Genomic DNA, 20,378 nt, shown 5'->3' with positions numbered 1-20,378 from the left:
AAAAAAATCCAGTTTACGGTACAATCAATCGAAAAAAAGTCAAAACGCAGGTTTAAAATGTCTTCTGTAGTTGCAACGACGGCGGTTCGCGGTCGCTTCCTAGATATTCAGAATACGGTTGCCCAAGCGCGTGAAATTCACGACCAAGTGCGTTACGTAGAAGATGGTTTACTGATTAGCCAAAATGGCAAAATCCAATGGTTTGGATCTTGGCAGGAGGGACAACAGCACCTTCCTGTTGGCGTCGAGGTTCAGCACTATCCTGAACAATTGATTGTGCCCGGTTTTATCGACACCCACATTCATTTTCCACAAACAGAAATGGTGGGGGCCTATGGTGAACAGCTACTCGAATGGCTCAATACCTATACCTTCCCAACTGAATTACAATTTTCCGATAAAGCTTATGCCGATCAGATTGCCCAATTCTTTGTGCAAGAACTGCTGAAAAATGGCACCACCACAGCCTTAGTCTTCTGTACTGTGCATACCGAATCAGTCGATGCTTTATTTGAAGCAGCAGGGCAGCACCAGATGCGTCTGATCGCAGGTAAAGTCATGATGGACCGTCATGCACCTGAAGGTCTGTGCGACACGCCTGACAGTGCTTATGCAGACTCTAAAGCACTGATTGAGAAATGGCATGGCAAGGGCCGTAATCTGTATGCGATTACGCCACGTTTTGCCCCAACCTCAACACCAGAGCAATTGGCTAAGGCAGGGCAGCTCAAAGCTGAATACCCAGATGTGTATGTGCATACGCATTTAAGTGAAAATAAAAATGAAATTGCTTGGGTAAAAGACTTATTCCCTGAGCAGCAAGGTTATCTCGATGTCTATCATCACTTTGGCTTAACCGGTTCGCATTCGGTCTTTGCCCACTGCGTGCATTTAGAAGATGCGGAGTGGGACTGCATGCATCAGACTGACTCGGCCATTGCTTTCTGTCCGACCTCCAACCTATTTTTAGGCAGCGGTTTATTTCCATTGAACAAGACTTGGGAAAAGCAGGTAAAAGTTGGGCTTGGTACAGACATTGGTGCAGGGACCTCTTTTAACCAACTGCAAACTCTGAATGAAGCCTATAAAGTGCAGCAGCTTCAGGGCGATAAACTGTCCGCATTTGAGTCGCTCTACCACGCTACGCTTGGCGGTGCCAAAGCACTGAGCTTGGATGATAAACTCGGTAACTTTAATTTGGGCAAAGAAGCCGACTTTGTGGTGCTCGATCTCAAAGCAACTGCGCTGCAAGCATTACGTCAGCAACGTACAAAAGGGATTGAAGATGCGTTATTTGCCCTGATGACCATGGGTGATGACCGTAATATTCATGCGACTTATATTTTTGGTCAGAAAGCCTATGTGCAAGACCAATCAGCAAATAGCGAAAATTTAAGCAGCTAATCGAGTTTTGAAACAACTTTGATTTTCGCCTCTAAACCAAGCTGCATCCTGCCCGCAATGAAATGATTACATTTTCAGCGGGCAAAAGGGGGTGCATCTCGTTTAGAGATATATTAAAATTAATGCATATATAGAGGTGTTGCAGGTCAACGCCTTTTTTATTTTTGATTTTTTTTAATTTTTAGGTATCTACCCATGACCGTTCAAATGAGCGTAATGATTTCTACTGAAGAGATTCAAGCGAAAGTAAAAGAGCTTGGTGCACAAATCGATGCGCATTATGCAAACAGTGATAAGGAACTCGTACTGATTGGTTTATTACGTGGTTCAGTCATTTTCATGGCAGACTTATGTCGTACCATTTCAAAACCACATGAACTCGATTTCATGACGGTTTCGAGCTACGGTGGCGGTACGGTATCTTCACGTGATGTAAAAATTTTAAAAGATTTAGACGGCGAAATTCGCGGTAAAGATGTCTTGGTGATTGAAGATATCATCGACTCAGGCAACACCTTGAGCAAAGTATTAGAAATATTAGAAACACGCTCTCCAAACTCAATTGAGCTATGCACCTTAGTTAGCAAGCCTTCACGCCGTGAAATTGAACTTGATGTGAAGTTTTTGGGCTTTAATGTCGAAGATCGATTCATTGTGGGTTATGGCCTAGACTATGACCAAAAGTACCGTCATTTGCCATTTATTGGTGAAATTGGTCTTTAAGATCAATCGAAAAAAGAGTGGCCGAAGGCCACTTTTTTTATTTTTATCGTGAGCTAAGTACATAAAACATACAGTTTTTAGCAGATTCGCTCTACCGCACAGTCGCATTATGCCTGATGATATTTTTGCACATGATGTAAAAACAAAGACATGATAAAAAAGGAGCTGGCTCATGTGGTCACTTATCGTTGCAATCGTGATTGGTTTTATTGCAGGTCTCATCGCACGTGCTATCCATCCTGGCGATGACAAAGCAGGATTTATTGTCACCACTTTACTGGGGATTGCAGGTTCTCTCGTAGCCACTTATGGTGGTCGTTTACTCGGTCTCTATAGTGAAGGCTCTGCCGCAGGCTTTATTGCTTCAGTTATTGGGGCCATCGTTATTTTATTCATCTACAACATGGTCACCAAAAAAACCTAAACTCATTCATTAAAAAAAGCACCGTTTCAGGTGCTTTTTATCTGTATCTTTGAACTCTTATAAGCCCAATTCACGCCACATATTTTCAATAGTGGTTGAAGGCACAGTGCCATTCACTTTAAAGCCATTTGAGAAAATAACCACAGGCGTCCCTTGTAAACCTAGACTACGACCAAGTTCAATGTTGCGCTCAATTGGATTGGCACACGGTTTTTTCGATGTCGGCTGAATCCCTTTCGCAATCAAATTTTTCCATGCGAGGGCAGGGTCTGCTTCACAAAACACTTGTTTCGACGGTGCAATCGATTGCGCCTTAATAGCATAAATAAATGTGTAGATGGTCACATCATTTAGTTTATTCAGTTCAGCCTCTAACTGCTTACAGTAAGGACAGTTTGGGTCTGAAAAAACCGCCAATTGACGTTTTCCGTTACCTTTAACGCTTTTAATGGCGTCTTTTAGCGGCAACTTGTTCCAATCGAGCGAGTTCTGTTGCACATATAAGGCAGCACTTAAATTTTTCTGATCTATTAAGCGTACCATCGAACCTGCAATCACATGCTCAGCCGCTTCACCTAAATACACAATTTCGCCATCTAAAGATCCGCTATAAATGCCCGACATTTCTGTTTTTTGAATATTTTGAACATTAATATTTGGATAATTCTTTTTTAAGTTGGCTTGAACACTTTCTACACTAGCCATACTCATGCTTGCAATTGCACTTGTAAGTAGTGCCAAACCCAGTTTTTTTATCATCACTTTTGCTCTTTCAATCGGAGAACCACGGCGCTAGTGTAGAGCGTATTATTCAAGCATTGAATCATTTTTTCCATGGCTTTACCTAAACCCAACACGCCTTGCTTATGAACTGGTCAAAGTTTCACGTGGAACAGTTAGAGCCGTGCTATTAATTTCCACCGAAATATGAACAATTTCCTCATGAATCGAGAGCATTGCCCGCACGTGATCCGCACTTAAGTCCGATGTCGTTTCTAAAGCCAAAATGCAGGAAAACTTACCTTTGCCTACTTTCCACACATGTAAATCGGTCAGGGTTGTATGCGGTAGTTCTGCCACCACCTCGCGAATTTCATCCACCACATGGTGGTCCATTTCAGCATCTAACAAGGTTTTGCCCGTTTCTTGCATTAAGCTCAATGCCCATTTGGCCACCAGAATTGACCCCACGATCCCAAGGGCCGCATCAAGAAAATCCCAGCCCAAATATTTACCAAGAATCAATGCGATAATGGCAAAAATAGACGTCACGGCATCCGCTACTACATGCATAAATGCAGCTTTCTGATTTAAATCATGATGATGTTTAGGATGGGTAGGTATTTCTAATGCATGATCATGAGCGTGATGGTGATGGTGATGGTGATGGTCGCCATCATGCAGCAACCATGCACAGATTAAGTTGACCAATAAGCCTAAAATCGCAATTGGAATCGCTTCGTTATAATGAATTTGTACTGGCGAGAACAGGCGCTGAATCGAGTGAAAAGCCATAAAACCCGCCACCACCATCAGTAAAATAGCACTGCTGTAGCCTGCAAGAATTTCAATTTTCCATGTGCCGAAACTAAAACGATGATCATGGGCATAATGCCGTGCAGCACGATAGGCAAAATAAGCCAAACCCAGTGCCAACATATGCGAACTCATATGCCAACCATCCGCCAGCAAAGCCATTGATTGGAAAATCCATCCACCAATCACTTCTAATAACATCATGACTGCCGTTAAAATGGTCGCGATTAATATCCGTTTTTGAGCCAGTGGATTACCTTCATCAAAATGATGCGTATGCTGACGTGATGGGGTATTTTGCATTTAAAATCTTTCACCAATATACTCCCCCTTAGTATATTTATTTTTGGAGCAATGTGTTGAGTCATTTGCATGAAGATAAAAAAATTTTAAACCGTGTGAAACGCTTACAAGGACAGGTCAACGCCGTTGAACTCTCGATCACACATCCCGATGCCAGTTGTATCGACGTTTTACAACAAGTCGCTGCTATTAAAGGCGCGGTCAATGGGCTGATGAATGAACTGGTTGAAGCACACTTACGCCATCATGTATTAGCACAAGCTGAACAGGTCAATGAAGAGGAGTTGGCTGAGTTCTTAAAACTGCTGAAACGCTATGGCTAAGTTTTATTGCGTTCTTTTTCAAGTTTTTAGTTGACCATTTTTTTCCACAAACCGATACACTGTTGCACTCTATCCTTTTTCTCTTGGGCATCAAAATATTCTTGTTTTGACCGAGAGAGCCGCATGGCATTTGCATGACAACAACCACTTCTTGGCGTCCGTTTTGTATGGTCAGCCTCGCCTTAATGATGGGAACGATGGGGACTGCCTTAGCCAGTCCACTTTACCCGCTGTATCAAGCCTTATGGCATCTGGTGCCGAGTCAGATCACCTATATTTTTGTGGCTTATATGTTTGGTTGTCTCGCTACTTTACTGTTTCTCGGCCGGACCAGTAATAGCATCGGCTATTTACGAACCTTACAAGTAGGGTTGGTGTTTATTAGCATCGGGTTGATTATTTCCGCTTATGCTTCTGATGCTCTCATTTTATCTTTGGGGCGTTTTATTATTGGTATTGCATCTGGTTTGATGACCACTTCTGCCTTACTGGGACTGATGTATACCGTGCCCAAAAGCCATCAACAGATTGCACCACAACTCAGTTCGATTATTACCGCAGTAGGCTTTGGCTTAGGCCCGCTGATTGGTGGCCTGATAGCTCAATTTTCAGAATATCCGTTGGTCAGTCCTTATCTACCCGTTATTCTCGGCGCTGTACTGTGTTTCTTTGGTTTATTTTGGGTTCAATCTCCCACGTTTACCGCACAGCCCTTTAGTATTGCCCCAAAGCTACTCCGACCTGAAGGGCAATATCATCAGTTGTTTTTCATTGTTGGATTTACCGCATTTAGTGCCTTTGCCGCATTTAGCTTATTTGCATCCTTATCCCCATCATTTGTGCGGGATATTTTGCCGTGGCACGGCCCCCTCATTAGCGGTTCAGCCATTACCAGTATTTTAATTGTCTCTGCCGTGGTGCAGTATTTTGCCAGAAGTATTCCTGCTTATAAGTGCCTTAACTATGGCTTAATCACCTTGATTGCAAGCTTAGGCATTTTGGCGCTGTGTATGCTATTTCAACTGAGTGCATTTTTCTTTATCAGTGATTTTCTCGTTGGTGTCGGACATGGCCTGACCTTGATTGGTTCCTTTGGTCTCATTCATGCCATGACCACCTTAGAGAACCGTGCTGCAGTGATGTCAACTTATCTTTTTATTGGTTATTTGGGTACGATTGTGCCCATTGTAGCTGTGGGTTATTTAGCAGATCACTTTGGATTAAGTTTCGGAGTCATTAGCTTTTGCATTACCATCGCTTTATTGTGTTTTTATCTGTGGTTTGCGCATAAGCGCAGTATACGTCTGGCTTAAAGATCAAAAGCCCTGATCAAAGGGCTTTTTTATCAATAGCAGTGTTACTTTCCAATACAGAACGATCCAAAAATTTTCCCAAGCAAATCATCCGCACTAAAGTCCCCTGTAATTTCACCAAGGGCATTTTGCGCCAAACGTAGCGACTCTGCGACCAACTCACCTGCGTTATACACCACTAATTGTTCACGCGCTTCAGCAAGGTAAAGCTGAGTGCGTTTCATTGCGTCTAAATGGCGTGTACGTGCAATAAAGGTATCTTCTTCAGGCTGGAAGCCTGCATGCGCTGTAATCGCTTCTATGAGCGATTGAACGCCAGTTTCTTGCTTTGCCGAAACCATAATATGACGGAAGCCGTTAAAGTCTTCGATATGCGATGTCGTTTCCATCAAATCACACTTATTGCCTATCAGCATTAAACGTTTCGGTTCAATATGCTCAGCAAAATATTCTTGTGCCAATTTGAGTGGGTCTTCGCCTTGGCTTAAGTCATAAACCAAAAGTAACAGATCAGCTTGCTCAATTTCTTTAATGGCACGACGAATCCCTTCTTTTTCTACAATATCGCCGGTTTCACGTAAACCCGCGGTATCGGTTAAGGTAATGGGTAAGCCATTCAGGGTAATTTTTTCATGTAAGACATCCCGCGTCGTACCTGCAATATCCGTCACAATGGCGCGTTCAATGCCCGCTAATGCATTGAGCAGTGATGACTTGCCCGCATTCGGTTTTCCTGCAATTACCACTTGTAAACCTTCACGCAGCAACTGTCCTTGACGAGCCGATTGTTGCACTTGGTTCACAGCAGACGTAACGCCATCTAAAAGATTTAAAATTTTCCCGTCCGCGAGAAAATCAATTTCTTCTTCAGGAAAATCAATCGCAGCTTCCACATGCAAACGTAGATGAATCAATTGCTCCAACACGCTATTTACTTTAGTTGAAAATGCACCTTGTAATGAACGTACCGCAGAACGTGCAGCGGCTTGAGACGTCGCATCAATCAAGTCAGCGATTGCTTCAGCCTGTACCAAATCCAGTTTGCCATTTTCAAAAGCACGCATGGAAAACTCACCGGCTTTTGCTGCAATCGCACCGAGCTCCAACAAACGCGCCAGTAAAGCATTTTGAATGACAGGGCCACCATGACCTTGCAACTCAACCACATCTTCACCAGTAAACGAGTTCGGGTTCGGAAAACAAATCGCTAAGCCCTCATCCATCACTTCGCCAGATGCATCATAAAACTGGCGAAAACCTGCAAAACGCGCTTTCGGTAAATCTTTTTGGGTCAAGGCCTGTGCAATCTCATAAGACTTGGGACCAGATAGGCGAATGACCCCCACACCACCACGCCCAGGTGGTGTTGCAATGGCAGCAATCGTGGTTCGGTTGTACATAACATTCACCTAAAAAATCTTAAAAGTCACACAATGAAAAATCCGCCTAAGATTACCATCTTAAGCGGATTTATTCAGCTTTTCGCGAAAAGTTGCCTCGATTAACTCGACGCACTTTCCTTATTCAAACGGTCTTTTTCAACAGATTTGTTGATTAAGGTCTGCTGAATAATCGTGATACTGTTGTTGACAATCCAGTACAACACGAGACCCGCAGGGAAGAACAACATAAAGACTGTGAAAACAATCGGCATGATTTTGAAAACTTTCGCTTGCATTGGATCAGCCGGTTGTGGATTTAAAGACTGCTGAATGAACATCGTTGCGCCCATTAACAGCGGTAAAATAAACCACGGATCCATCGCTGACAAATCTTGAATCCAAAGTAACCATGGCGCATGACGAAGCTCAACAGACTCCATCAACACCCAGTACAACGCAAGGAAGATTGGCATTTGTAATAACAATGGCAAACAACCAGCAAGCGGATTGACTTGTTCACGTTTATACAGTGCCATCATTTCTTGAGAGAAGCGCATGCGGTCTTCACCGAACTCTTCTTTCATACGCTGCATTTCAGGTGCAATGACACGCATTTTCGCCATTGAGCGATAGCTCTTAGACGACAATGGCCAAAGAATCAGTTTCACCAAGACCGTTAACAAAATAATTGCCCAGCCCCAGTTACCCACTAAACCGTGGAAGAACTCAAGACCCAAGAACAATAATTTCGCAATTGGCCATAACCAACCATAATCAACAGTTTGGTTTAACCCTGTTGCAAGCTCTTTTAACTCAGATTGAACTTTAGGACCTGAATAGAAGGTCGCGTCAATCTCAGCCACTGTACCAGCAGGTACAGTAATCGTCGGCGAAGTAAAACCAATGATATTCATATCATCCGTTGACTTACGCGACTCTAATTTCGCAACATAAGGTTGACCATTGGCTTGCGTCAATTTTAAGTCACCTGGAATCCAAGCACTCACAAAGTAGTGCTGAACCATAGCAACCCAGCCGCCTTTTGCTTCAACATTCAATTTTTCTTCATTGAAGTTAGCAAATTTAAGCTTGTTATAATGTTCTTCAGGCGAACCCCAAGCACCACCTAAGAAAGTGCCCAGCGTGAAAATACCTTGATCCGATTTGCCTGGATCATCAGAGTTGTCACGTTTGAGTTGACCAAACATTTGACCCTGCCAGTTTTGACCACTGCGGTTCACCACTTTATGGTTCACAACAACAGGATATTCACCTTGCTTAAAGGTAAAGGTTTTAATGATTTCCACACCATCCGCTGTTTTCAGTACCATCGGTACAGTTAACACTTTGATGCTTTTTCCATCTTCAGTTTGAACCGCTTTGGCATCATTCAATGTATAAGCAGATTTTTCAATCTCATACATTGGACGACCGCTACGGTTACTGTCTGGACCATTAAGACCAATTAAACCAGACTGCGCCACATAAGTACGTTTTGCATCACTTTCAAGCATGACAAATGCTTCGTTACTGTCTTTGCTCTTGTCATGGTTTAACAATTCAATACGAACAATATCACCACCTTTAGGATTAATCCAAAGATGATAAAGGTCAGTTTGTACTGAAATAAGCTGTTGATTTACAGATGCTTTTGCTTCTGTAGCTGGTTGCTGAGTCGCGATATTTGCTTGTGGCATATCAGACGCTGCTGAAGCCGTTTGAGCATTTGGCAAATCTGCAGATACTTCATGTGAAACTGCTGCAGCCTGTTGTGGCTGTGGCTGAGTCTCAGCATGTCCATAATCTTTTTGCCAAGCCAAAATGAGCAAATAAGCGACAACAAACATGGCCCCGAGAATGGCAAACCTGGCCCATTGTTGCATATCGATTACCCCAAGTGGTTAGAGTGATTTTGGTTCAAGAAACAATCACGAAAGGGTACAGCAACCAGATGCTTTTGAGAATCTATTTGCTGAAAAGAGATAAAACGAATCCTTTTGTTTGGAACAGGGTCATACCCTGATCCACCCCAAGGATGACAACGGCAAATACGTTTAGTAGCCAACCACACACCACGCACAGCACCATGTGTATGGACTGCTTCCAATGAATATTGAGAACATGTAGGGATATAACGACAACGCGGTCCAAGTAAAGGACTAATCGCAATTTGATAAAATCGAATTAACCAATGCAGTAACCGGACCATTGGCCATCTCTACTTTTGCAGGGAGGGAGCTATTTTTTGATGCTTTTTGGCAAGACGTTGTAATTTTTGCCAAGCAAATTGTAATTGCTGGTGCAACTCTGCATTTGGCACTGCTTCTATCCCCATTTTAGGCATAACCACAATATCTAAAGTTAATTGCTGTTGATGCAAGCGAAAACTTTCGCGAGCCAAACGTTTTACTCTATTTCTTTCGTGTGCACGACGCACTTTCTTTTTAGCAACAACAATACCCAAACGACTTTGAGGTTGTTCGGTCAGTTTTGCTAGAAATAAGAAATGGGGCTGATGCACTTTAAAAAGCGCACCATCGAAGACACTTTTATAATCGGCAGCACAGCGAATACGAACCTCTGTGCTGAAGCCATAAAGTGTAGTCATAACACCCAAAATCGCTTAAGCGTTAACTATTGATTAAACAGTTAAGCTGTGACGACCTTTTGCACGACGACGAGCTAATACTTGGCGACCAGCTTTAGTAGCCATACGAGCACGGAAACCATGAACGCGCTTACGCTTTAATTCAGATGGTTGGAATGTACGTTTCATATCGAAACTCCAAAAATGATCATTCAATGAAGGTTCGCGAGTTTAGTGTTCATTGCTTGAGCTGTCAATGAAAAACCGATTTTCTTGTGAAATTAAGCCTTTTTATTTGTAACAGCAGTTTGAGCTTGCTCTTTTCTCGATAACGTTTAAACAACTGCACTTTTTCCTTATACACAACCTAGATTATTGTTTATTAAAGTGATATAAGTTACCAACAAGATTACCCACATAATTATCCACAAGTTTTTAAATTCACTCACCTGCCTGGTTTTAAATTTAAATTCATTTTGGATCTTCAGTTATCCCCAGAAAACAGGTCCCTTATAAATAAATTCAAATTTATAAATTTAAATTTATTACTATTAGGGCAGTGTTTTTCTGTGGAAATGACACTTTTTTAATTATAAAACAATAAAATATGGTGTGGATAAGATTGTTTTTATAAAATTAATAGTTTGTGGATAACTTTATGCTATATTCTATCCACAGTTTGCGGATAAACTTATCCACACCAGTATTTGAATTTAAATTTATTTTCATAAGCAGGCTTTTTGAGCAATATCTGCAGAATTTTCCATGACAGATGTGGATAACTTGGTTAGAATGGCGACCCGCTTCGGTGGGTACATAGTGTTTTTATTAATTATCGATGGAATGAATAGGGGTTTCACATGCTTTGGACGGACTGCTTAACTCGCTTGCGACAAGAGCTCTCTGGGAATGTCTTTACAATGTGGATACGCCCTTTAGTTGCAGAAGAGTTAAATGACACACTACGTCTTTATGCTCCGAATCCCTATTGGACACGTTACATTCAAGAACATCACCTCGAGTTGATTACAATTTTAGTGGAGCAGCTCTCTGAAGGGCGTGTACGTAAAGTTGAAATTTTAGTCGATTCACGCCCGGGTGCAATTTTATCTGCGAGTGAGCAACCTGCAACGACGACTGCGGCTTTAGAGTCTGCTCCAGCACCTGTTGTACGTCCGAAAAAAGAAAAAGAAGAAGGGAATTCTAAAAACAGCCGTAAACGCCAGTTAAATCCTTTATTTTCCTTTTCACTTTTTGTGGAAGGTCGTTCAAACCAAATGGCTGCTGAAACGTGTCGTAAGGTTTTAACCCAGTTAGGTGCTTCTCAGCACAATCCCTTATTTTTATATGGCCCCACTGGTTTAGGTAAAACACACTTAATGCAAGCGGTGGGTAATGCCTTGTTACAAGCCAAACCGAATGCACGTGTCATGTATATGACGGCAGAAAGCTTTGTTCAAGACTTCGTTAGTTCTTTACAACAAGGCAAAGTGGAAGAATTTAAGAAAAATTGCCGATCTTTAGATTTATTGTTGGTCGATGATATTCATTTACTGGCGGGTAAAGAGGCAAGTTTAGTTGAGTTTTTCTATACTTTTAACGCACTTTTAGATGAATCTAAGCAAATTATTCTGACCTCTGATCGTTATCCAAAAGAATTAACAGAATTGGACCCACGTTTGGTTTCACGGTTTTCTTGGGGCTTGTCGGTTGGGGTTGAGCCACCAGATATTGAAACCCGTATTGAAATTTTGCTGAAAAAAGCAGAAAGCAATGATGTGGAATTACCGCGAAACTGTGCGTTATTTATTGCACAACAAGTGGTTGCAAATGTACGTGAATTGGAAGGGGCGCTGAATAAAGTGGTGGCTATTTCACGCTTTAAGGGCACAGCCATTGATTTGGATGTTGTACGTGAGTCTTTAAAAGACGTCTTAGCCATTCGAGCACGAACCATCAGTACTGAAAATATTCAACGTGTGGTGAGTGAGTACTTTAGAATCCCTCTCAAAGAGTTGGTTGGGCCTAAACGTACCCGTATTTATGCTCGTCCGCGCCAATTGGCAATGGGCTTGGCACGTGAGTTAACCGGCGACAGTTTCCCTGAAATTGGTATGGCCTTTGGCGGTCGTGATCACAGTACCGTCATGCATGCTTGTGAAAAAGTTTTAAGTCTGCGCGATGAAGATCCGATCTTCAATGAGGACTATAAAAACTTGCAACGCTTACTGCAAAGTTAAGCGAAATTGCTCAAATTCTATTCTTGCAATGCGGCATGTTCTGCCGCATAGTACACTGCTAAAAACACATTTATTTATTATTTTATCTTCAGTTTTTCGAGGAATGTATCGTGCGTTTAAAAATCGCGAAAGAAAGCTTACTTAATGTTCTATCACATGTCGTAGGAGCGGTTGAACGTCGCCATACTTTAAATATTCTCTCAAATGTTAAAGTGCAAGTGAGCCAAGCGTCGTTGACGATTACAGGTTCAGACTTAGAAGTTGAATTGGTTGCAAGTACCACACTTGCGGAAGGGGCGTGTTTACAAGCGGGTGAAACTACTGTTCCTGCACGTAAGCTGATGGATATTTGCAAATCTTTACCGACTGCTGCACTGATAGACTTACAAATTACTGAAGATCAACGTTGTATTTTAAAGTCTGGTAATAGCCGTTTTGTGTTGGGGACTTTACCGGCTGAAGATTACCCGTTATTGACCACAGAGAACACGCAAGGCACGCAAGTTGCGGTGACACAGCGTGAATTAAAGCGTCTATTTGAAAAAACTGCATTTGCTATGGCGGTGCAGGATGTACGTTTTTATCTCACGGGAACCTTACTTGAAATTGATAATAATCAACTGCGTGCAGTGACCACAGATGGCCACCGTTTAGCTCTGTGTGAAACTGTTGCTAGCTCAAATGCTACTCAACTGATTCAAGCGATTGTTCCACGTAAAGCAGTGGGTGAACTACAACGTTTATTGAGCATTGAAGATGAACAATTGGCGTTGTTGATTGGTCGTGAACTATTGAATGTGACAATTTCTATTGCCAGCCGTGACAAAGAACAAGGGGATACCACTGTTCGTTTCACCACGAAACTGATTGACGGTAAGTTCCCTGATTATCGCCGTGTGATTCCACGTGGGGGTGATAAAAATGTGTTAATTGCACATGATGTTTTTAAGCAATCTTTACAACGTGTTTCGATTTTAAGTAATGAAAAACTACGTGGTGTGTTCTTAAACTTTGCCGCAGACACTTTGCAGCTACGTGCCAATAACCCAGAGCAAGATGAAGCTGTAGAAGATTTGGCAATTCAATATAATAATGCGCCAATGGAAATGTCTTTTAATGCCCAATACATATTGGAAGTCTTAGGTGCATTGGATGGCGATGATGTGTCAATGACGATGACCGAAGCAAATCAATCGGTTCTAGTGCAAGATCCAGCCCACCAAGATCAGACCTATGTGGTCATGCCAATGCGTGTTTAAGCCCTAGGTTCAGGCATGCAAATCACGCGTTTAAACATCGAACGTGTTCGAAATCTTAGAACGGTTGCTCTCCATGGATTGCAACCGTTTAATGTTTTTTATGGACAAAATGGTTCAGGTAAAACCTCAATTTTAGAAGCCATTCACCTGTTGGCGACAGGGCGTTCCTTTCGTACCCATATTCCGAAAAACTACATTCAAACCGACACCCAAGATGCGATTGTTTTTGCCCAATCCAGTTCTGAAAAAATTGGGATGCAAAAGCTGTTGTCTGGTGAACAGCTCATCAAGGTCAATGGCGACAACATTGCCACTCAAGGTCAGTTGGCTAAAATCCTTCCTTTGCAACTGATTGATCCGCAAAGTACCGATATTATTGATCATGGTGCCAAGCCTAGACGGCAACTATTAGATTGGCTGATGTTCCACGTGGAACCTGATTTTTATCATGCATGGCAATATTATTCACGGGCATTAAAACAGCGTAATAGTTTACTGAAAACACGACGGAATCTAAGTCTGGCAGATTTGGAGCCGTGGAACAAAATGCTTGGTGATTATGGGGAAATGCTGCATTCGCAGCGCGTCAGCATTATGGAGCAGTGGAAGGGCTTTTTTGAGCAAGATTTAAAACACTTGCTGCCTGATATCGAGGTTCAGTTAGAATATAGCCCTGGCTTTCATACCGAGTTAGGGTTACTGAATGACCTGCAAAGTCATCATCAAAAAGACCTTGAACGGCGCTATACCGAGTATGGTCCACACAAGGCAGATTTGCGTTTAAAAACAAGCCTTGGCGATGCCGATGTCGTACTGTCACGTGGACAAAAAAAGCAGTTAATCATAGCCTTAAAACTGTCACAGATTGCAATGCTACATGCTTGTAATAAGGAAACTGTGGTATTATTAGATGATCTGACAGCAGAATTAGATTTAACAGCACAACAACGTTTAATTGAGCGATTGAGCCAACTGGGTAGTCAAGTTTTTATTACCACTTTAGAGTATGAATCAGTCAAAAATCACTTACATGATTTATCTATTTCTTATCAATTATTCTGTGTTGAAAACGGTCAAGTTCAAGTTGTCGCACAATGATTTTAGATTTTACCCATCACGGGATAGACCTATTTTTCGCTAGGGAGAAACCATGAGTTCAGAAGATCAACAAGCTGCTTCTCAAACGGAACAAACCACAGAAAAAGCTTATGATTCCTCTAGTATCAAAGTATTACGTGGATTGGACGCAGTACGTAAACGTCCGGGTATGTATATTGGTGATACGGATGATGGTTCAGGCTTACACCATATGGTGTTTGAGGTGGTGGATAATGCGATCGATGAGGCGCTTGCAGGTCACTGTGATGAAATTTTGGTGACGATTCACGAAGATGAATCTGTAAGTGTATCGGACAATGGGCGCGGTATTCCGACCGATATTCACCCTGAAGAAGGGGTTTCTGCCGCAGAAGTGATTTTAACCATTCTGCACGCAGGTGGTAAGTTTGATGACAATAGCTACAAGGTTTCAGGTGGTCTACATGGTGTAGGTGTATCGGTTGTAAATGCCTTGTCGCGTAAGCTGGAACTGACGATTCATCGTGCAGGTCATATTCATCAACAAGAATATAAACATGGTGATCCAGTTTACCCACTGACTGTTGTGGGGGATACGGATACGACAGGAACAACTGTCCGTTTTTGGCCAAGTGCTGAAACTTTTAGCCAAACCATTTTCAATGTTGATATTTTGGCACGTCGTTTACGTGAATTGTCGTTCTTAAACGCGGGCGTGCGCATTGTTTTGCGTGACGAGCGTATTCATGCAGAACATGTGTTTGACTACGAAGGCGGTCTGTCTGAGTTTGTGAAATATATTAACCAAGGCAAAACCCATCTGAACGACATTTTCCATTTCACCGTACAGGCTGAAAATGGCATTGGTGTTGAAGTGGCGTTGCAGTGGAATGATACCTATCAAGAAAACGTACGTTGCTTTACCAATAACATCCCACAAAAAGATGGTGGAACGCATTTAGCGGGTTTCCGTGCGGCATTAACGCGTGGTCTAAACAGCTACATGGAAAATGAAAACTTACTCAAAAAAGAGAAAGTAGCGGTTTCTGGTGATGATGCACGTGAAGGTTTAACTGCGATTGTTTCAGTGAAAGTGCCTGATCCAAAATTCTCTTCTCAGACCAAAGAAAAGTTGGTTTCAAGTGAAGTGAAACCTGCGGTTGAGCAGGCAATGAATAAATCATTCTCTGAATATTTGCTTGAAAACCCGCAAGCTGCAAAATCGATTGCAGGAAAAATCATTGATGCGGCTCGTGCCCGTGATGCGGCACGTAAAGCACGTGAAATGACGCGTCGCAAAAGTGCGTTAGATATCGCAGGCTTACCAGGTAAGTTGGCCGATTGCCAAGAAAAAGATCCAGCATTATCTGAATTGTATCTGGTCGAGGGTGACTCTGCGGGTGGTTCAGCTAAACAAGGTCGTAACCGTAAGATGCAAGCGATTTTACCGTTGAAAGGTAAAATCCTAAACGTGGAACGTGCACGTTTTGACAAGATGATTTCATCTCAAGAAGTCGGCACGCTAATCACGGCATTGGGTTGTGGTATTGGTCGTGAAGAGTACAATCCGGACAAGTTGCGTTATCACAAAATCATCATCATGACCGATGCTGACGTAGATGGTTCGCACATTCGTACCCTATTGTTGACCTTCTTCTTCCGTCAAATGCCTGAACTGGTGGAGCGTGGTTATATCTATATTGCTCAGCCACCGCTGTATAAGCTGAAAAAAGGCAAGCAAGAGCAGTATCTGAAAGATAATGATGCGCTTGAAACCTATTTAATTTCAAATGCGATTGATGAGCTTGAATTGCACATCAGCGATGCAGCGCCTGCAATCCGTGGTGAAGCTTTAGCGAATGTGATTGCAGACTATCAAACGTCTCAGAAGAGCTTACAGCGTTTAACTGTACGTTATCCTGCCAGTGTCTTAGATGCGTTGATTTCGGTTGAAGGCTTTAAGCTTGATCAAAACCATGACCGAGCTTATGTTGAGCAGTGGGCTGAACAAGTGTGCAGTGCTGTGGCAGAGATTCAACCGAGCTTGCGTCCTGAGTTAAGCTTAGAAACGTTTGAAAAAGAACTGGCGGATGGTCAAAAGATCGAGACTTACTTGCCTCGTATCACCATCTATGTACACAATCTGCCGCACAGCTATTTATTAGATGCAGGCTTATTGGGTTCTGGTGAATATGCACGTTTGTTGAAGAACTCAAAGAGTTGGTTCACGTTGTTGGAAGACGGTGCTTACCTGCAAAAAGGTGATCGCAAGATTGCAGTCACTAACTTCCATCAGGTATGGCAGCATATTTTGTCTGATTCACGTCGTGGCATGATGATTCAGCGCTATAAAGGCTTGGGTGAGATGAATGCGGACCAGCTTTGGGAAACCACTATGGATCCTGAAAACCGCAACATGTTGCAAGTTACCATTCAGGATGCGATTGAAGCCGATCGTATGTTCTCTTGTTTGATGGGTGACGATGTGGAACCACGTCGTGCATTCATTGAAGAAAATGCATTGAATGCGGATATTGATGCCTAAGCGCTTTACAAAATAAGCCATAAAAGCACCCTGCGGGGTGCTTTTTTTTACAGCATTTTTTATGCTTTTGAATAAAATATAAGCAATGTACACTGTTATTAAACTGACTTATAGCGATGTCATGATGTGAGTATTAAGTCTTTTGCACAGTGCAAAATGTGAGGTCATTATGATGGATAATCAACTAGAACAAGTACGCGACATTTGGGTGAATGCATTTTTTACGGGCAATTATGAAGTTTTAGCTCAATATGAAGATGAGCATTTTAAGGTGGTCTATGAACAAGCTGATCGTGTAGAGAGTAACTATACCCGCTATGAAAAGATCGCGCATGCTGTGAAAAATGGCGTTTGGAAACCTCAAAAACCCGACGTCGAATTTGAAGAATTTGAGTTTGATCGTGACCAAACACGCTGTCAGGTCTTGATCGGTTTGGTTGAAAATCGCCAACAAATCCAAGAAACATGGGTCTTCGATCAGGGATGGAAAATACAAGAATTACGTTTTTTAAAGGCGCAAAGAGCCGTATTAAATTAAGGAAAAAGAGCGCAAAAAAGAGGATGGATTTGCCTAAAACAACTGAATAAATAAACAACATTAGCCTGTGGATAAATAAAAATAGCACTTTATATCAGTTGCTAAAATACGTATAATTTTATCCACAGTTATTTTAAGTGCGGTCTTTAAATTTAAAACCATGCCTTATTTTTAAATTTAAATCGGATCTTTTAAATTTATTCCCTCTTTTTAAATTCAAAACTTGTTGTCTTGAAAGGTGCATGTCTGCACATGATGGAGATTCACTGTCTGTTGTGAAGGCTATATTTGGCTTTAAGTTGTGAAATTCACGGAAATAGGGCTGTATATAGTTGAATATTCAATTAATTAAGCTAAATTAAACAATCTTATTTTTTGCTTTTTAAGAATATCTAAACAATAAAAATCAATCAATTTATCGCTTTATTTATTAAGCAATAATTTTAATTTCAATCACTTATTATTTCTTAAAATGCTCAGACTATTTGGGTGCATTTCCTATTGAATTACATGCATAGACCGAAAAGGCAGGTTTTGGGAGATCGATTGGTGTTGCAGCAAAGTAAATCAATCAAAATGGTTAAGACATAAAAATGCCCGCCATGCATAAACAGAGCGGGCAGGGTATATGAGGAAAGATTATTCGTTTTCGAATGAGCTTTCGAGTTCTTCAAGTTCCATCATCAGCTCTAGCATTTGTTCTTCTGCTTCACTGACTTGGTTTTTAAGTTCGGTTTGCTCATTCATCAGTTTCATGAGCTCATCTTTGCGTGCAGCGTCATATAGGCCAGCATCACCGAGTAAACTTTCGATGTCGAGTAAACGTGGCTGGTGTTTTGCCAGCAGGCTTTCACATTTTTCGATGTTTTTACGAATCGGGCGCGTTTGTTCACGGCGTTGTGCGGCTAATTTACGCTGCGCTTCTTTATCAACCTTTGAAACCATAGTTTTTTGAGTACTGACTTTAGACACGATCGGCGCTACGATTCCGCCTTGTTTAATCATTTCTAGGCGCGCTTGGCGTAACCAGTTGGCATAATCGTGAAGATCGCCTTCAAATTCGGTGGATTTTCCAGCATGGACTAAAATGAGGTCATCACACACGCTGGCAATCAGTTGGCGTTCGTGTGAAACCAAGACCACAGCACCTTCATAGTCTTGTAAAGCCATGGTCAGCGCATGGCGCATATCTAAGTCTAAATGGTTGGTCGGTTCATCTAGAATTAAGACATTGGGACGTAACCATACGATTAAAGCCAATGCCAAACGTGCACGTTCACCACCTGAGAAGCTCTCGCAAGGGGTATCCATCCGTTCGCCACTAAAGCCAAAACTGCCTAAAAAGGCACGTAAGGTCGCTTCACTGATTTTTTTATCTGCAATCCTTGCCAATTGCAGCATTGGGCTGGCCGACTCATCCAGTGAATCCATTTGATGCTGTGCAAAATAGCCAATATTCAGCAGTTCTGAGGCTTTGCGTTGTCCTGCCAATAAAGGTAAATCACCAACCAAAGATTTGATTAAAGTCGATTTACCTGCACCATTCATCCCCAATAAGCCAATTCGGCTCGTCGGGGTGATTTGTATGTTGATATTGGTGGCAATCAGTTTGTCGCCATAACCAATATCAGCCTGTTCTAAAGTCAGCAATGGTGAACTCATTTTGGTGGGTTCACGGAAGCTAAAGGTAAATGGGGTATCGACATGCGCGGGGGCAAGCAGCTGCATCCGTTCCAATTGTTTAATTCGGCTTTGTGCCTGACGTGCTTTAGTGGCTTGGGCTTTAAAACGGTCAATATATTTTTGAATATGTGCCCGTGTTTCGAGCTGCTTTTCATAGGCTTGTTGTTGTTGTGCTAAGCGTTCTGCACGAGTGGTTTCAAAGGTGGAATAGTTGCCGCTATAGAGGGTGAGTTCTTGATTTTCGATATGCAAAATACGGTTGGTAATGGCATCTAAGAAGTCGCGGTCATGCGAAATTAAAATCAGGGTGCCCGTATAGGCATTTAACCAATCTTCTAACCATAAAATAGCATCGAGATCTAAGTGGTTGGTCGGTTCATCCAGTAATAATAGATCCGAACGGCTCATCAAAGTACGCGCTAAGTTTAAACGCATTCGCCATCCACCAGAGAAACTCGAAACCAAGAGTTGGTTTTGATGTTCCATAAAACCCAGACCCGCCATAAGCTGAGCGGCTTTAGCGGGCGCGGAATAACCGTTAATTTCGTCGAATCGGCCATGTAAATCAGCCAGTTCAGTGTCAGTTAACTGTTCAGGATGGTTGAGCTGTTGTTGAATGTTCCAATATTCTTCATCACCGGTCAGGACGAAATCAATTGCAGCCATATCTAAGGCTTTCACTTCCTGTGCCATGTGTGCCACTGTCCATACGGCAGGGCGGCTCAGGGTGCCATCATCAGGACCTATCGAGCCTAAAAGCGCAGCAAACAGGGTTGATTTTCCAGCACCGTTGACACCGGTGAGACCAACTTTCCAACCCGGATGGATTTGCATGGAGGCTTTTTGAAATAACACTCGTCCACCACGGCGCAATGAAACTTGATCAAGCTGAATCATGGAACTATCAAATATCAGAAAAAGGTGCGCCTATTCTAATGGATGCGTCAGCAAAAGACTAAACATTCAAAATTTATCTGAACTGAAATCTCTCAGCGTTTCTTTATAAGGGAAGGATGAAACCATTTGACCTTTGGTCGGAAA

At 42.2% G+C, this 20,378-nt stretch carries 18 protein-coding genes; 10 read left to right on the top strand and 8 right to left on the bottom strand.

Annotation, left to right across the window (positions count from 1 at the left end; translation table 11 throughout):
- Positions 1–57 precede the first annotated feature (57 nt).
- The 3 genes from guaD (at position 58) to F946_RS00150 (ending at position 2,551) form a co-directional block, all read left to right on the top strand.
- Positions 58–1,404 (top strand): guanine deaminase, encoded by a 1,347-nt coding sequence (gene guaD / locus F946_RS00160; protein ID WP_004977737.1) that lies wholly within the window; start codon positions 58–60, stop codon positions 1,402–1,404.
- Between the two features lie 195 nt (positions 1,405–1,599).
- Positions 1,600–2,127, top strand: coding sequence for a hypoxanthine phosphoribosyltransferase (gene hpt, locus F946_RS00155; protein WP_004697480.1), 528 nt, complete (start codon positions 1,600–1,602; stop codon positions 2,125–2,127).
- Positions 2,128–2,299: 172 nt separating this feature from the next.
- The gene (locus F946_RS00150; RefSeq protein ID WP_004977734.1) at positions 2,300–2,551 is read left to right on the top strand and encodes a GlsB/YeaQ/YmgE family stress response membrane protein; all 252 of its coding nucleotides are present in this window, start codon (positions 2,300–2,302) and stop codon (positions 2,549–2,551) included.
- A 57-nt stretch (positions 2,552–2,608) separates the two neighbouring features.
- Here F946_RS00150 and F946_RS00145 read toward each other — a convergent pair whose 3' ends face one another.
- Together F946_RS00145 and dmeF are read right to left on the bottom strand one after the other, a co-directional pair.
- Positions 2,609–3,310, bottom strand: a complete 702-nt coding sequence (locus F946_RS00145; protein WP_004977732.1) for a DsbC family protein — start codon at positions 3,308–3,310, stop codon at positions 2,609–2,611.
- 105 nt (positions 3,311–3,415) lie between these two features.
- Entirely contained in the window at positions 3,416–4,390 is a 975-nt protein-coding gene (gene dmeF / locus F946_RS00140) for a CDF family Co(II)/Ni(II) efflux transporter DmeF (protein WP_004977730.1), read from the bottom strand.
- A gap of 56 nt (positions 4,391–4,446) precedes the next feature.
- Between dmeF and F946_RS00135 the strand changes: the two genes are divergently transcribed.
- Positions 4,447–4,713 (top strand): metal/formaldehyde-sensitive transcriptional repressor, encoded by a 267-nt coding sequence (locus F946_RS00135; RefSeq protein WP_004697473.1) that lies wholly within the window; start codon positions 4,447–4,449, stop codon positions 4,711–4,713.
- Between the two features lie 134 nt (positions 4,714–4,847).
- The gene (locus F946_RS00130) at positions 4,848–6,026 is read left to right on the top strand and encodes an MFS transporter (RefSeq protein ID WP_004977728.1); all 1,179 of its coding nucleotides are present in this window, start codon (positions 4,848–4,850) and stop codon (positions 6,024–6,026) included.
- A gap of 44 nt (positions 6,027–6,070) precedes the next feature.
- On the opposite strand, the gene mnmE is transcribed toward F946_RS00130, so the two are convergent.
- The 5 genes from mnmE to rpmH form a co-directional block, all read right to left on the bottom strand.
- Positions 6,071–7,426, bottom strand: coding sequence for a tRNA uridine-5-carboxymethylaminomethyl(34) synthesis GTPase MnmE (gene mnmE / locus F946_RS00125; protein ID WP_004977727.1), 1,356 nt, complete (start codon positions 7,424–7,426; stop codon positions 6,071–6,073).
- A 101-nt stretch (positions 7,427–7,527) separates the two neighbouring features.
- A complete protein-coding gene (yidC, locus tag F946_RS00120) occupies positions 7,528–9,291 on the bottom strand; it encodes a membrane protein insertase YidC (RefSeq protein ID WP_004697434.1) in 1,764 nt (587 codons plus the stop codon).
- A 5-nt stretch (positions 9,292–9,296) separates the two neighbouring features.
- Complete coding sequence (gene yidD, locus F946_RS00115) at positions 9,297–9,617, bottom strand: membrane protein insertion efficiency factor YidD (protein ID WP_004977726.1); 321 nt, start codon at positions 9,615–9,617, stop codon at positions 9,297–9,299.
- A 9-nt stretch (positions 9,618–9,626) separates the two neighbouring features.
- Positions 9,627–10,016 (bottom strand): ribonuclease P protein component, encoded by a 390-nt coding sequence (gene rnpA / locus F946_RS00110; RefSeq protein WP_004697431.1) that lies wholly within the window; start codon positions 10,014–10,016, stop codon positions 9,627–9,629.
- Positions 10,017–10,049: 33 nt separating this feature from the next.
- Positions 10,050–10,184: a 50S ribosomal protein L34 gene (gene rpmH, locus F946_RS00105; protein ID WP_000831329.1), complete on the bottom strand. Its 135-nt coding sequence runs from the start codon at positions 10,182–10,184 to the stop codon at positions 10,050–10,052.
- Between the two features lie 671 nt (positions 10,185–10,855).
- Between rpmH and dnaA the strand changes: the two genes are divergently transcribed.
- The 5 genes from dnaA to F946_RS00080 all read left to right on the top strand — a co-directional run bounded on the left by dnaA (position 10,856) and on the right by F946_RS00080 (position 17,654).
- Entirely contained in the window at positions 10,856–12,235 is a 1,380-nt protein-coding gene (gene dnaA, locus F946_RS00100) for a chromosomal replication initiator protein DnaA (protein ID WP_004697428.1), read from the top strand.
- A gap of 110 nt (positions 12,236–12,345) precedes the next feature.
- Entirely contained in the window at positions 12,346–13,494 is a 1,149-nt protein-coding gene (gene dnaN / locus F946_RS00095) for a DNA polymerase III subunit beta (protein ID WP_004977721.1), read from the top strand.
- 15 nt (positions 13,495–13,509) lie between these two features.
- The gene (gene recF, locus F946_RS00090; RefSeq protein WP_004977718.1) at positions 13,510–14,592 is read left to right on the top strand and encodes a DNA replication/repair protein RecF; all 1,083 of its coding nucleotides are present in this window, start codon (positions 13,510–13,512) and stop codon (positions 14,590–14,592) included.
- Between the two features lie 52 nt (positions 14,593–14,644).
- Entirely contained in the window at positions 14,645–17,116 is a 2,472-nt protein-coding gene (gyrB, locus tag F946_RS00085; RefSeq protein WP_004977715.1) for a DNA topoisomerase (ATP-hydrolyzing) subunit B, read from the top strand.
- A gap of 169 nt (positions 17,117–17,285) precedes the next feature.
- Positions 17,286–17,654, top strand: a complete 369-nt coding sequence (locus tag F946_RS00080; protein ID WP_004977712.1) for a hypothetical protein — start codon at positions 17,286–17,288, stop codon at positions 17,652–17,654.
- Positions 17,655–18,293: 639 nt separating this feature from the next.
- Here F946_RS00080 and F946_RS00075 read toward each other — a convergent pair.
- Positions 18,294–20,234, bottom strand: a complete 1,941-nt coding sequence (locus F946_RS00075) for an ATP-binding cassette domain-containing protein (RefSeq protein WP_004977711.1) — start codon at positions 20,232–20,234, stop codon at positions 18,294–18,296.
- Positions 20,235–20,378: the final 144 nt, after the last annotated feature.

Origin of the sequence: Acinetobacter johnsonii ANC 3681, assembly GCF_000368805.1 — a bacterium.
Classification (GTDB): Bacteria; Pseudomonadota; Gammaproteobacteria; order Pseudomonadales; family Moraxellaceae; genus Acinetobacter; species Acinetobacter johnsonii.
The sequence above is the reverse complement of the archived record's forward strand: the minus strand, read 5'-3'. Positions and strand labels throughout refer to the sequence as shown.

Bases quoted from the DNA above. Each gene is read 5' to 3' on its own strand.
- guaD (WP_004977737.1), top strand. From the start codon at position 58: ATGTCTTCTGTAGTTGCAACGACGGCGGTTCGCGGTCGCTTCCTAGAT.
- hpt (WP_004697480.1), top strand. From the start codon at position 1,600: ATGACCGTTCAAATGAGCGTAATGATTTCTACTGAAGAGATTCAAGCG.
- F946_RS00150 (WP_004977734.1), top strand. From the start codon at position 2,300: ATGTGGTCACTTATCGTTGCAATCGTGATTGGTTTTATTGCAGGTCTC.
- F946_RS00145 (WP_004977732.1), bottom strand. From the start codon at position 3,310: ATGATAAAAAAACTGGGTTTGGCACTACTTACAAGTGCAATTGCAAGC.
- dmeF (WP_004977730.1), bottom strand. From the start codon at position 4,390: ATGCAAAATACCCCATCACGTCAGCATACGCATCATTTTGATGAAGGT.
- F946_RS00130 (WP_004977728.1), top strand. From the start codon at position 4,848: ATGACAACAACCACTTCTTGGCGTCCGTTTTGTATGGTCAGCCTCGCC.
- mnmE (WP_004977727.1), bottom strand. From the start codon at position 7,426: ATGTACAACCGAACCACGATTGCTGCCATTGCAACACCACCTGGGCGT.
- yidC (WP_004697434.1), bottom strand. From the start codon at position 9,291: ATGCAACAATGGGCCAGGTTTGCCATTCTCGGGGCCATGTTTGTTGTC.
- yidD (WP_004977726.1), bottom strand. From the start codon at position 9,617: ATGGTCCGGTTACTGCATTGGTTAATTCGATTTTATCAAATTGCGATT.
- rnpA (WP_004697431.1), bottom strand. From the start codon at position 10,016: ATGACTACACTTTATGGCTTCAGCACAGAGGTTCGTATTCGCTGTGCT.
- rpmH (WP_000831329.1), bottom strand. From the start codon at position 10,184: ATGAAACGTACATTCCAACCATCTGAATTAAAGCGTAAGCGCGTTCAT.
- dnaA (WP_004697428.1), top strand. From the start codon at position 10,856: ATGCTTTGGACGGACTGCTTAACTCGCTTGCGACAAGAGCTCTCTGGG.
- recF (WP_004977718.1), top strand. From the start codon at position 13,510: ATGCAAATCACGCGTTTAAACATCGAACGTGTTCGAAATCTTAGAACG.
- gyrB (WP_004977715.1), top strand. From the start codon at position 14,645: ATGAGTTCAGAAGATCAACAAGCTGCTTCTCAAACGGAACAAACCACA.
- F946_RS00080 (WP_004977712.1), top strand. From the start codon at position 17,286: ATGATGGATAATCAACTAGAACAAGTACGCGACATTTGGGTGAATGCA.
- F946_RS00075 (WP_004977711.1), bottom strand. From the start codon at position 20,234: ATGATTCAGCTTGATCAAGTTTCATTGCGCCGTGGTGGACGAGTGTTA.